Here is a 12,399-nt window from a genome sequence, read left to right as displayed (position 1 = left end):
TCAGCCGACAAACATGATCTCGGCTTCACCAAGCTTTTCAAATCGCACCACACAGCGATCACCGGGCTTCAGGAATGGCATGCCGGTCCAGCTGCCTGTCGTGACGATATGCCCTGCTTTCAAGCCTCCGGCATCCCGCCACATATTGGCCAGCGCGATTGCAGCGGCAAGCGGATCGTCGGTCGGATGGCCGCCTTTGCGCTCCAGCACCGTCTCGCCGTTCACAACAAACGTAACGTGCAGGTTCGGCAAATCGAGATGTGACCAGTCGGCCATCTCAGGCCCGAGCACCAGCCCGCCATTGATCCCGCAATCGGCGAGCTGCTCCAACCGCGGCCGGCTCGTCGGCTCCCGAAACCGGCTGGAGACCACCTCGATGGCCGGCAGCACGGCCACGGATTGCGCAATCTCTTCGCGCGTATAAGGCGCGGCGCGCGCCGGCATATCGCGGGTAAAGCGGAAGGCGACCTCGCCTTCGACGCCGAGATGCGGGACTTCGGCCACCGACATATGCGCCGGACTGGTGCGAACCATGCGCGCCTCGATTAGTCCGCGGGTCGGCTCCCCGTCGGGCGGCGCACCGGCCTTGAAGGCACCGATGGGCTCTCCGACCAGCGCAGCAACCCGATCCTGAATCTCATGCGCCTCCGCAACCGAAGATGGCGTGACGGGCAGCGCTTCGATCTGCGTTCCGCTGCGGCGCGCCTCGGCAAGAATGTCGGCGGCCGTTTCGATTTCAGATTCGGTCATGGCAAATTCAGCTCCCTCCAGGAACAGAACACTTAGCGGATTCGCTGTCCGCGCACCGGCTAAGGGAGACCGCTTCAACAAGAAGCCTGGCCTTCTCACGAAGGCCGGGCTCCTTTTTCCGAGACAGACTTCGATCAGCTGCGGGTGCGCGAGCGGATCATGAAACTGTCGAAGCTGTACTCGGCGACCTGCCACCAAGTGTACTGGTCGCCGCGGAAGGCCACCATGCTGTCATAGACTTTCTTGAACGCCGCATTGCTGGCCGAGGTCTCGGCATAAACCTCGTTGGCAGCCTTCAGCGACGCATCCATGATGGATGCGGGGAACGGCCGCAGCTGCGTGCCGCCGGCCACCAGGCGCTTCAGCGCCGGCGGATTGTAGGCATCGTAGCGTGCCTGCATGGTTTCGTTGGCGAGCGACGAGGCGGTCCTGATGATCGACTTGTAGCTGGCAGGAAGCTGCTCCCACTTAGCGAGGTTGACCATGTTGTGCAGTGTCGGACCGCCCTCCCAGAAGCCGGGATAGTAGTAATATTTGGCGACCTTCTGGAAACCGAGCTTTTCATCATCGTAAGGTCCGACCCATTCGGCAGCGTCGATGGTGCCCTTTTCAAGCGACGGGTAGATATCGCCGGCGGCCACCTGTTGCGGAACGAGCCCGAGCCTGGTGAGCACACGGCCGGCGAAGCCGCCGATGCGCATTTTGAGACCACTGAGGTCGGATGGCTCCTTCAGCTCCTTGCGAAACCAGCCGCCCATCTGGCAGCCGGTGTTGCCGGCCGCGAATCCGATGACGTTGTAGCCTTTGAGAAATTCATTGAAGAGTTCGGCGCCACCGCCCACCTGCAACCACGAGGTCTGCATCCGGCTGTTGAGTCCGAACGGAACCGCAGTACCGAACGCGAAGGTTGGATCCTTGCCTACATAATAGTAGGCCGCCGTGTGGCACATCTCCACGGTGCCGTTGGAGGCCGCATCCAGCGCCTGCAGACCGGGGACGATCTCACCGGCGGCAAACACCTGGATCTGGAATTTGTTGTCGGTGGCCTCGGCAACGGCCTTGGCGAATACCTCGCTGGCGCCATAGATCGTATCGAGCGATTTCGGAAAGCTCGACGTTAACCGCCATTTGATCTCCGGCGAAGATTGCGCGATGGCCGGCGCGGCAATGGCCGCACCGGCAGCCCCCAGACCGGCAGCCTTGATGAACTCACGACGCTTCATGATGTGCTCCCTGGATGTGAATGTGTCAGCGCCCTTCTTGGCGAGGGCGTTGGGGAGCAGCATGGGCCAGGTTCCAGCGAGAAGCCACGGTGATTTGAGTGACGCAATGCAAAAAGCCCGACCTTCTCGCGAAGGCCGGGCTCCATGTTTGATCGAGGCTTAAGATCAGCCGCGGGTACGCGAGCGGATCATGAAGCTGTCGAAGGTGTATTCGGCGACCTGCCACCACAGATATTCGTCCGAACGATAGGCCTGCATCGCGTCGATCGACTTCTTGAAGTCGGCGTTCTTCGCGGAGATTTCAGCCCAGAGTTCGTTGGTGGCCTTGAGGCAGGCGTCCAGAACTTCATTGGTGAACGGACGCAACTGCGTGCCACCCGCGACGAGCTGCTTCAACGCCGCCGGGTTCTGCATGTCGTAACGAGCGGCCATCCAGCTGTTGGCATTGGCGCAGGCATTGGTGAGGATCGCCTGATAGCTCTTCGGCAGCGCGTTGTACTTCTCGAGGTTGGTGAAGGCGTGGACGGTCGGGCCACCTTCCCAGAAACCTGGATAGTAGTAGTACTTCGCGACCTTCTGGAAGCCGAGCTTCTGGTCGTCATAGGGACCGACCCACTCGGCAGCATCGATGGTGCCTTTTTCAAGCGACGGATAGATGTCGCCACCCGCAAGCTGCTGCGGCACAACGCCAACCTTCTGCAGCACCTGACCGGCGATGCCGCCGATGCGCATCTTGAGGCCGGAGAGATCAGCAACGGTCTTGATCTCCTTGCGGAACCAACCGCCCATCTGCGTGCCCGTATTGCCGCAAGGGTGACCGATGACGCCAAATTTCTTGAAGAACTCGTTGCCGAGCTGTTCGCCGCCGCCCTGGTACCACCAGGAATTCTGCTGACGCGCGTTCAGACCAAACGGGACCGACGCATAGATGGCGAAGGTCGGATCCTTGCCGACATAGTAGTAGGACACGGTGTGGCACATTTCGACGGTGCCGTTCGAGGTCGCATCGAGCGCCTGCAGACCGGGGACCAGTTCGCCGGCCGCGAAGACCTGGATCTGGAATTTGTTGTCGGTCATTTCGGCAACCTGCTTCGCCATCATCTCGGCGCCGCCATAGATGGTGTCGAGCGACTTCGGGAAGCTCGATGCGAGGCGCCATTTGACCTCGGGCGCGGACTGCGCGATCGCCGGCGAGGCAACGGCGGCCACCGCGGCGCCGGCCGTCGAAACCTTCAAAAACTCACGACGCTTCATTCAAGCTCTCCTTTTGCGGGCGTTTTCCCTAGAATTCGTTTGAGCATATTCAGCGGCAAATCGTTGCGCGATTCAACCGAAGACGCTCTGGTGCAGAGGCTGTCTAACACGGTTATTCGGCCGCGGAAAACACGACGAACGTCGTTGCCAGCCCAATTGAACGAAAGTTCTATGCGACATCTCGGCCCCGGCCACCGGCCGGCTTACGCTGCCGCAATAACGCCCTGCAACCGGTCGCGGATCTGCGTGCCGATGGCCCGATAGATCGCGGCGTGCGGGCCGTTGGGCTCGCTGACGACCACCGGCGTGCCGGCATCCGACATGGCGCGGATGGACATATGCAGCGGCACCTCGCCGAGGAACGGCACCTTGAGCCGCTCTGCCTCATGACGGGCGCCGCCATGGCCGAAAATGTCGGAGCGCGTGCCGCATTCCGGGCACTGGAAATAACTCATATTCTCGATGATGCCGAGCACGGGCACATTGACCTTGGTAAACATCGCAAGGCCGCGCCTCGCATCGATCAGCGCCAGATCCTGCGGCGTCGAGACAATCACAGCACCCTTCAGGGGCACGTTCTGCGCCAGCGTGAGTTGTGCATCGCCGGTGCCGGGGGGCATGTCGACGATAAGGACGTCGAGCGTACCCCAGGCGACATCGCGCAACATCTGGGTGATCGCCGACATCACCATCGGCCCGCGCCAGATCATCGCGGTCTCCTCCTCGACCAGGAAGCCGATCGACATGATCGACAGACCGAAGCGCTCGATCGGAATCATCTTCCTGTTGTCGTCGAGAACAGGCTTTTCATTGATGCCGGTCAGCCGCGGCACCGAAGGACCATAGATATCTGCGTCGAGCAGACCGACCTTCAGGCCGAGATCGCGCAGGCCCAGCGCCAGATTGAGCGCCGTCGTGGACTTGCCGACACCGCCCTTCCCCGAGGCCACCGCGATGATCGCGGCAACGCCAGGAATTTCAGCCTGTTTTGACATTGGCGAGTTGGCCGGGTTGGCGTGCGGGCGATGCGCCGAGACCGGCTGTACGCCGCCGGACTGCGGACCATGCGAATGCCCACCGGGACCATGGGAATGTCCTGCGTGGTCGTGGCGCTGCGGCGCAGGCGGTGCGCTGCCCGGCTTGCGCTCGGCGGTCAGCGCGACCATTGCACCGGTGACACCAGGGATCGCCCGCACCGCGGCTTCCGCCTGCGCGCGCACGCTTTCCCAGGCCCGCGCTTCAGCGGCGTCCACATTGATCGAAAACAGCACCTTGCCGTCGGTCACGACGATCTCGGACAAAACATCCGCATGGATCAGCGGCACGCCGCGCGGCGATGTCACCTTGGCCAGACCATCCAGAACCTGCTGCTGCGAAACGCTCAATGCGTGTCTCCCGATCGACGGACAAACTAGACCGCACAGATAGAGAACTTCCGCCCTAAGTCCATGCCGTTTCTAGGCTATGTTGAGAATTCCGAGATTGCTCTGGCACAAGACCGGCACCAGATTTTCTTTTGCAGCGCACCATAAGCGGCTGCAGCCATGAGCGGTAACGGGGGCTTTGCCGCGTCCTGTGCAGCGACTATGCTGGCGCTCCTCATCACCAGCGATCTCGCCGCCACCAACCAGGGCGGCGCCTCACTTCCCAACAGTCGACGTTCGGCAGCAAAGCCGACAGCATCCAAAGGGTACGGACATGGCCAAAGTTGCATTTATCGGTCTCGGCGTCATGGGTTTCCCCATGGCCGGTCACCTTGCCACCAAGGGCGGCCACGAGGTCACCGTCTACAACCGCAACGCAGCCAAGGCCAAAGCATGGGTGGAGAAGTTCGGCGGCAAGTCCGCAGCAACCCCGAAAGCGGCTGCCGAAGGCCAGGACTTCGTGATGTGCTGCGTCGGCAATGACGACGACCTGCGTTCGGTCACCATCGGCGCTGACGGCGCATTCAGCGGCATGACCAAGGGCGCGATCTTCGTCGATCACACCACCGCCTCCGCCGAAGTGGCCCGCGAGCTCGATGCCGCGGCGACCAAAGCCGGCTTCCAGTTCATCGACGCGCCAGTGTCGGGCGGCCAAGCTGGCGCAGAGAACGGCGCCCTGACCGTAATGTGTGGCGGCACCCAAGCGGCCTATGCCAAGGTCGAGCCGATCATCACGTCCTACGCCAAGATGCAGAAACTGCTCGGTCCCGCAGGCTCCGGCCAGCTCACCAAGATGGTCAACCAGATCTGCATCGCCGGCCTTGTCGAGGCACTGTCCGAAGGCATTCACTTCGCCAAGAAGGCCGGTCTCGACGTCAATGCGGTGGTCGAGGTGATCTCCAAGGGCGCTGCGCAGTCGTGGCAGATGGAGAACCGTCACAAGACCATGAATGACGGAAAATTCGACTTCGGCTTCGCCGTCGAATGGATGCGCAAGGACCTCTCGATTTGTCTCGCCGAGGCCCGCCGCAACGGCGCCAGCCTGCCGGTCACGGCCACTGTCGATCAGTTCTACGGCGAGGTCGAAGCACTCGGTGGCAAGCGGTGGGACACTTCAAGCCTCTTGGCAAGATTGCCCCGGTAACCATCTAGGTTTACTGAACAAATCACGGCGGAGCGGCGCCCGACAGGCGCCCTCCGTCGATACCATTTTTATTGAATATTAACCGGATTACTTCGTTCTTTAAGGCACCTCTTAATGATTGTGCGGCACAGATAGGGTCTGTGAAAAACCGCGCGCGTTTGCGTGCAGGATTTGTGTACGAGTGATGAGTGAGCCCGCCGCCAGGCCCGAGGTCGTCCAGCTTCCGGCTGAAACGCCCGTCGCTGTTCCGCCGCGCAATCGCCGGGCGGCACAACAGCGGGTGCGCGAAGCGCGCGACCGGCTGACCTCGACTTCAGGAACACGCCCCGCATTCGATCGCGAACTGCTCCGCCAATACGCCCAGACCCGCCTCTCCGCCTCGCTCGTCATCACGCTGCTGGTGGTCGGCACAGGCATCCTGTTCGGGTTCTGGATGCAGCCGCTGCCGGCCGCCGCATGGTCATGCGGCATGCTGTGCATTCACGCGGTGATCCTGCGCGCCTGCAATCGCTATCTGGCGGAAACACCGACACCCAACAGCACGCATAAATGGCGGCTGCGCTTTATCTTTCTGGACCTGCTCTACGGCCTGTCGTGGACGGTGATTCTCGTGCATCCGACCGGCGTCGACGTCGTCTCCAATTCGCTGATGATGTTCCTGATGCTGCTGGTGGTCGCGGTCTCCAGCATGCTCGCCGCGAGCCTGCCGATTGCCGCCTTTGCCGCCACCGCGCCCGTAACCCTCGGCGTGGCGCTGAGCTTCATCCTGCGCGGCACCTTCGACAACTACGTGCTGGCCGTTCTGGCTGTCGCAGCCGAAGGCTATTTCGCGCTTCTGGCGCAGCGGCTGCATTCGACCACGCTCGCGACACTGGAAGCCCGCGCCGAGAAGGACGCCCTGATCGGCGAACTCGAACAGGCCAAGGCCATCTCCGACGAAGCGCGCCACCGCGCCGAAGCCGCCAATGTCGCAAAGTCGCGCTTCCTCGCGCAGATGAGCCATGAACTGCGCACGCCGCTGAACGCCATCCTCGGCTTTTCCGAAGTGATGAAGAGCGAGATCTTCGGTGGCCATGCCGTGCCGGTCTACAAGGACTATTCCGCCGACATCCATAATTCCGGCGTGCACCTTCTGAATCTCATCAACGAGATCCTCGATCTGTCACGCATCGAAGCCGGCCGCTACGAGCTGAACGAAGAAGCCGTGTCGCTCGTGCATGTCGTCGCGGACTGCCATCACCTCCTGAAGCTGCGCGCATCGAGCCGCGGCATTACCATCCACGAAGTATTCGAACACGGCATGCCGCGGGTCTGGGGCGACGAGCGCGCCTGCCGCCAGATCGTGCTGAACCTGCTGTCGAATTCGATCAAGTTCACGCCGCAGGGCGGCGAGATCTGGCTCAAGGTCGGCTGGACCGCCTCCGGCGGCCAGTATCTGAGCTGCAGGGACACCGGCTCGGGCATCGCCGAAGACGAGATCCCGATCGTGCTGGCCTCCTTCGGCCAGGGATCGAACTCGATCAAATCGGCCGAACAGGGTGCCGGTCTCGGTCTGCCGATCGCCAAGAGCCTGATCGACATGCATGGCGGCACATTCACGCTGAAATCGAAACTGCGAGTCGGCACCGAGGTGATCATCACTTTCCCGCCGGAGCGTGTGATGTCTGCGCTTGCGCCGATGGCGCCCGATGGGCCACCGCTGCAGCCCGATTACGAGATGAACGTCGCCGACGAAAAGCGTCGGGCCCGTAACAAACCCATCATGAATGCAGGAACAGGGCTGTGATTTCGACGCTTGCGCAAGCGAGCCGATCCGCTTCAATATTACTGGATGAGCAAAGAAACGCCGTGCATCGCAGTCTGCTTCATCGACCCCAAGACCAAGCTCTGCCTCGGCTGCGGACGCACGCTGCCGGAGATCGCGCGCTGGGGAAAAATGGACAGCGCGGAGCGTCTGGATACGATGGCACTACTGCCGGCCCGCATGGCCGACGCGGGGCTGGAGCCTTCGTCGACATACGCAGCGAAGAGGACATCCGCGGCCACCTGAGAGGCTCGCCATGAGTCGGGTCTTTCTTCTCGTCATCGTCATTGTCGCGACGGCAGGCGCCGCCCTCGCCTATGGCGATCCCAAGCAGATCTCCAAGGCCGGCAATCTCGTCACGGAAATCTTGCGCAAGCAGAGTCCTCCGCCACTGCGGCTGGTCGATGTCCCGCGCGGCAATACCGGTGAATTCGGACTTCAGGTCAAGATCAACGGCGTCAAGACGGCCATGGTGATCGATACCGGCGCAACCTCGGTGGTGCTGACTTATGAAACCGCAAAGGCCGCGGGCCTGCCGCTCGAATTGCTCGACTACAATGTCGACGTCGAGACTGCGGGCGGCCGCACCAAGGCTGCGCGATTGACGCTGGATCGTCTGGCGGTCGGCAAACTGGTCGAGCGATCCGTCCCGGCACTGGTGGTGCCGCGTGGGCAGATGAAGACCAACCTGCTCGGCATGAGCTTTCTCGACCGCCTGGAGAGCTGGGAAGTGCGCGCCGACAGACTGATGCTGCGCGGCTATCCGTAACTAAGCCGCGACCGACTCCGCAGGCTCGTCCTCGACCTGCGCAATGGCTTCTCGGAGCACATTGATGCTCGCACCATGCTTGACGCCATTCTCCGCCAGATAACGCCGGAATGCGCGTGCGCCGCGCACGCCGTGGAATGCGCCGACGAAATGCCGGGTGATCGAATGCAGCCGCGTACCCTGCGCGAGTTGATCCTCGATATAGGGCATCATCGCCGCGAAGGCGTCTTTCATCGTCGCATGCGGCGCGGGCTCGCCGAACAATTCGGGATCCACCGACAGTAGCCGCCACGGCTCCTGATAGGCCGCGCGACCGAGCATCGCGCCATCCACATGCGCGAGATGAGCAGCGGCTTCAGTGATGCCGATGATGCCGCCATTGATGACGATCGGCACGTCGGGCATTGCCGCCTTGAGCCGATAGACGCGGTCGTAGTTCAGCGGCGGAATGTTGCGGTTCTCTTTCGGCGACAGGCCGTTGAGCCACGCCTTGCGCGCATGCACGATCAGGCCATCGGCGCCGGCGGCGACCACCGCGCGTGCCAGCGTATCGAGTGCGACTTCGGGATCCTGATCGTCGATGCCGATGCGGCACTTGACGGTGACCGGCACGTCCACGGCCTGCTTCATCGCGGCCACACCGCGCGCCACCAGATCCGGCTCGGCCATCAGGCACGCCCCGAAGCGCCCGTCCTTCACACGATCCGAGGGGCAGCCAACATTGATGTTGATTTCGTCATAGCCGAAATCCACGCCGATCTTCGCAGCCTCCGCGAGGTGCGCCGGCTCCGAACCACCAAGCTGCAGCGCCACCGGATGTTCACTGTCGTCAAAGCCAAGCAGCCGCGCACGGTCGCCATGGATCACGGCGCCCGTCGTCAGCATCTCCGTATAGAGCCGCGCCCGTCGCGACAGCAGACGATGGAAGACGCGGCAATGCCGGTCAGTCCAGTCCATCATCGGGGCAATGGAAAAGCGGCAGTCTAACATATTGTTTTCATTGAACTTTGTGATTTTAGTCCGTGTATCTGATTTTTGGGCTGACATATGGTCAGAGCCACAGAGCTAAAGCATTTTCCTTTCTTTTCAACTGCTTGATCAGATCTCAGTCCTGTTCGCGGAGATTTCCCCTCGCCGGCACAGTATTGCGGTACCGGATGACCCAAGAGCAGCGATTACATGTCCACGGTCATCGACAGGAGATACGTACGCGGTGCTCCCAGGAAGAACGTTCCGAATGAGGCCACGCTGGACCAGTAATTCGCACCGGTCACATTCTGAACGTTCGCGCGGAAAACCGTCTTCCTGCCGTTGATTGCCGTCGTGTAACGGGTACCGAGATCGAGTCGCGTCCAGTCCGGAATCGGTTGCTTGTTCGCTGTATCGACGAACTGCTTGCCCGTGTAGATGACTGCCCCATTCAAAGTGAGCCCCCTCACCCACGGGAGATCCCACTCGGCGCCAATATTGGCCTGTACGTTCGGAACGCCGATTGGCGTGTTACCCACGTTAGCCGCGACAGCGGTCTTCGTCAGGGTGCCATCCAGCAGCGACAAGCCTCCGAGGACACGGATATCGGGCATGAGTTCGCCATAGACGTTGAATTCGAGCCCACGGACTTGCTGTTCGGCGGTCGCCGCGAAGCGTCCGCCGGACAGCTCGCCGCTCGCCTTCGATATCTCGAAGGCGCTGAAGGTGGTGGCGAACCGACCGAAGTCCAGCTTGATGCCGGCCTCGTACTGCTTGGCGATGTAGGGCGAGAGTACTTCGCCGAAATTGGAAGCGGTCTGGGGCGCGACGTCGCCTCGGCTTAGACCTTCGATATAGTTCGCGTACAGAGAGACGTTGTCCCGGGGCCGGATGACGAGACCAACCACTGGGGTAGTCGCGCTCCTGTCGTAGGACGACGTGAGCGTTCCGACATTGGAGAGATAGTTGTTCGCCTCGATGCCCTGGCGCCGGACACCCAAAGTCAACAAGACACGCTCATCGAGCACGGACAAGGTGTCAGCAATCGAGAGCCCCGTGAGTTCACTGTCCGAGAGCCGAGGGCGCTCGCTGATCTCGTTCGCGAACTGGGTCGGCGCCACCGTCGGATTATAGATGTTCGACGTGACCAGACTGCCATTGGTGAGTCGCCGGTACAGCGCGTCATGATAGACCGAAGCCTGGAAGGCGACCGCGTGGTGGACGACGCCGGTATCGAAGCGGGCGCGGACGCCACCATCATATGTGGTTCGATCGATGCTAAGCCCGAAAAATTGAGGCGTTGCGGTCGTGTCACCGCTCGTATTGATGATCGTCGGAAGACCGAAGAATCGCTCGACGTTAGTCCGAGATCCGCCCACGTCGGCGAACAGCGTAACCTGATCGCTTACATCGTATTCGGTCCGCAGCAAGGCAGATTGATCGTTGATGTGCGACCATTCCCATGGTTGCGTCATGTTCAACCGACCATCCGGCGCCTTTGATACTTGCAGGCCGGGAGCCATGAGAAAGGGACGTGACGGAGCGTCGAACCGATCGGTCTGGGCGATGAGGTAGAGCCAGGACCTGAACCGTTCGCCCTGATAGTCAAGGGCCAGCGATCCGACACCTGTCGTTTCGGACTGGCGGTCAATGGGCGTATCACCGTCGCGCAGGCTGCCGTTGACGCGCACGCCCCATTCCTTGCTGTCACCGTAACGCCTCGCAATATCCCAGTGGCCACCGAACTGTGCGGCAGAACCGTAACTTGCGGTGAAGCGGGTCAAGTCCTCTCCCGCGCGCTTGGGCACGACATTGATGACGCCGCCGACGCCGCCATTGGGCGCAATGCCCGAGAGCGCGGCTGAGGGGCCCTTGAGCACTTCGATGCGCTCGACGTAATCCGTGAAGATGCGGTATGTCGGCGCGATCCCATAAAGGCCCTCGAAGGCGAACTCACCGCTGTTGCCTTCGTTGACCGGGAAGCCGCGAATGTTGAAGGAATCGAGCACACCGCCCGTTGGGTGGGAACTGCGCACGGAAGGATCCAAGATTAAGGCATCCGCAGCCGTCGCCGCCTGCTGATCCCGGATGAACTTGTCCGTGTAACTCGTCATATTGAACGGCGACTTCATCGTATCGGTGTTTCCGAGCAGTCCCAGCCGTCCGCCTTGAGCGACCTGGCCGCCTGCAAAGGCGGGCACGACACCCGGCTGCGACGGCCGCGATTGCGCCGCGACGATTTGCGTTTGCGGGGCGTCAGACACCGTGGCACGCCGCGAAGTTGATCGGACCCCGGCGACATTTCGTTTGATTGGTGCGCGGCGGACCAACCGCTGCGTCGGAGCATCGACGGTCACAGGAGGAAGAGCGGTGGCGCCTTGCGGTGTTTGGGATTGAGCAGGCGATTCAAACCACGCCACAAACGCCACGCCACCTAGTAGTGTCACGCCAAAGCGAGCCACCGTCCGAACCCCACCTGCAAGTCGCATTCCCAGAAAGTCCTTCATCAACAGCACGTCGGCCGACGCGAAATGGTTCCGCACGTGGCCTGCAACGACCATAGCTCCGAGATCCGCTCTCCGCGTCCGAGCAGGGCCGACACTCAACGTGAATCATTTTCTCCGCAGAATCGCATTCCGCGTTAGCCGCCTGTGCCTCATCGGCAACGTCCGATTGCTCGTGATCTGCAGCGCTTCACTAGAGAGACGCCATCGTCACCGCAACGCTAATGCACGCGCTGCGATTTAGAATGCCTCGATCATCGACGAATCGAGTCAGTTGAAATCGTGTCTGGAAAGATTCCAAAGGTGCTTTGAAAGACTCAAAATCAGTGCCGTTGAAATTTGGCAGGAAGATAGACGCAGCGCTCTCGTCAGCGAGCCATGCTTTTCCTGAACGCGGCAACGTAATAGGCTGCGCTTTTCTGGAACGCTCCAGACATCGTCACGGCCGACTGTTGCGCGCAACCATTTCGTTCCTGTCGCTGTCATTACGACGACAATCTGCAGCAGCTCAAGATGCGCAAATCAGAGGGAACGTGAAGAGCTCTGGCGATGGTTCGA

The 12,399-nt window shown here is 61.4% G+C and carries 10 protein-coding genes; 4 read left to right on the top strand and 6 right to left on the bottom strand.

Going from position 1 to position 12,399, the window contains the following annotated elements:
• The 4 genes from AB7813_RS01320 to AB7813_RS01305 form a co-directional block, all read right to left on the bottom strand.
• The gene (locus AB7813_RS01320) at positions 1-750 is read right to left on the bottom strand and encodes a 2-keto-4-pentenoate hydratase (RefSeq protein ID WP_439063590.1); all 750 of its coding nucleotides are present in this window, start codon (positions 748-750) and stop codon (positions 1-3) included.
• Between the two features lie 134 nt (positions 751-884).
• A complete protein-coding gene (locus tag AB7813_RS01315; protein WP_068730728.1) occupies positions 885-1,973 on the bottom strand; it encodes a TRAP transporter substrate-binding protein in 1,089 nt (362 codons plus the stop codon).
• A gap of 165 nt (positions 1,974-2,138) precedes the next feature.
• Positions 2,139-3,227, bottom strand: a complete 1,089-nt coding sequence (locus AB7813_RS01310; protein ID WP_089267138.1) for a TRAP transporter substrate-binding protein — start codon at positions 3,225-3,227, stop codon at positions 2,139-2,141.
• Between the two features lie 203 nt (positions 3,228-3,430).
• Positions 3,431-4,612 (bottom strand): Mrp/NBP35 family ATP-binding protein, encoded by a 1,182-nt coding sequence (locus AB7813_RS01305; RefSeq protein WP_089267137.1) that lies wholly within the window; start codon positions 4,610-4,612, stop codon positions 3,431-3,433.
• A gap of 313 nt (positions 4,613-4,925) precedes the next feature.
• Here AB7813_RS01305 and AB7813_RS01300 point away from each other — a divergent pair, with 313 nt between their 5' ends.
• The 4 genes from AB7813_RS01300 to AB7813_RS01285 all read left to right on the top strand — a co-directional run bounded on the left by AB7813_RS01300 (position 4,926) and on the right by AB7813_RS01285 (position 8,368).
• On the top strand, positions 4,926-5,795 hold the full coding sequence (locus AB7813_RS01300) for an NAD(P)-dependent oxidoreductase (RefSeq protein ID WP_120290986.1): 870 nt from the start codon (positions 4,926-4,928) through the stop codon (positions 5,793-5,795).
• A gap of 184 nt (positions 5,796-5,979) precedes the next feature.
• The gene (locus AB7813_RS01295) at positions 5,980-7,581 is read left to right on the top strand and encodes an ATP-binding protein (protein WP_120290984.1); all 1,602 of its coding nucleotides are present in this window, start codon (positions 5,980-5,982) and stop codon (positions 7,579-7,581) included.
• Positions 7,582-7,626: 45 nt separating this feature from the next.
• On the top strand, positions 7,627-7,845 hold the full coding sequence (locus tag AB7813_RS01290) for a DUF1289 domain-containing protein (protein WP_120290982.1): 219 nt from the start codon (positions 7,627-7,629) through the stop codon (positions 7,843-7,845).
• A gap of 10 nt (positions 7,846-7,855) precedes the next feature.
• Positions 7,856-8,368: a TIGR02281 family clan AA aspartic protease gene (locus AB7813_RS01285; RefSeq protein WP_439063589.1), complete on the top strand. Its 513-nt coding sequence runs from the start codon at positions 7,856-7,858 to the stop codon at positions 8,366-8,368.
• Here AB7813_RS01285 and dusA read toward each other — a convergent pair whose 3' ends face one another.
• Both dusA and AB7813_RS01275 read right to left on the bottom strand, forming a co-directional pair.
• A complete protein-coding gene (gene dusA, locus AB7813_RS01280; protein WP_439063588.1) occupies positions 8,369-9,358 on the bottom strand; it encodes a tRNA dihydrouridine(20/20a) synthase DusA in 990 nt (329 codons plus the stop codon).
• A gap of 185 nt (positions 9,359-9,543) precedes the next feature.
• Entirely contained in the window at positions 9,544-11,898 is a 2,355-nt protein-coding gene (locus AB7813_RS01275; RefSeq protein ID WP_093758933.1) for a TonB-dependent receptor, read from the bottom strand.
• Between the last annotated feature and the right edge of the window lie 501 nt (positions 11,899-12,399).

It is taken from the genome of Tardiphaga sp. 20_F10_N6_6 (assembly GCF_052076045.1).
GTDB lineage: Bacteria > Pseudomonadota > Alphaproteobacteria > Rhizobiales > Xanthobacteraceae > Tardiphaga > Tardiphaga robiniae.
Note: the sequence above shows the minus strand (reverse complement) of the source record. Positions and strands in the feature narration are given on the sequence as shown.

Coding starts and splice junctions, on each gene's coding strand:
- AB7813_RS01315 (WP_068730728.1), bottom strand. CDS start 1,973: ATGAAGCGTCGTGAGTTCATCAAGGCTGCCGGTCTGGGGGCTGCCGGT.
- AB7813_RS01320 (WP_439063590.1), bottom strand. CDS start 750: ATGACCGAATCTGAAATCGAAACGGCCGCCGACATTCTTGCCGAGGCG.
- AB7813_RS01300 (WP_120290986.1), top strand. CDS start 4,926: ATGGCCAAAGTTGCATTTATCGGTCTCGGCGTCATGGGTTTCCCCATG.
- AB7813_RS01285 (WP_439063589.1), top strand. CDS start 7,856: ATGAGTCGGGTCTTTCTTCTCGTCATCGTCATTGTCGCGACGGCAGGC.
- AB7813_RS01295 (WP_120290984.1), top strand. CDS start 5,980: ATGAGTGAGCCCGCCGCCAGGCCCGAGGTCGTCCAGCTTCCGGCTGAA.
- dusA (WP_439063588.1), bottom strand. CDS start 9,358: ATGTTAGACTGCCGCTTTTCCATTGCCCCGATGATGGACTGGACTGAC.
- AB7813_RS01310 (WP_089267138.1), bottom strand. CDS start 3,227: ATGAAGCGTCGTGAGTTTTTGAAGGTTTCGACGGCCGGCGCCGCGGTG.
- AB7813_RS01275 (WP_093758933.1), bottom strand. CDS start 11,898: ATGGTCGTTGCAGGCCACGTGCGGAACCATTTCGCGTCGGCCGACGTG.
- AB7813_RS01290 (WP_120290982.1), top strand. CDS start 7,627: ATGAGCAAAGAAACGCCGTGCATCGCAGTCTGCTTCATCGACCCCAAG.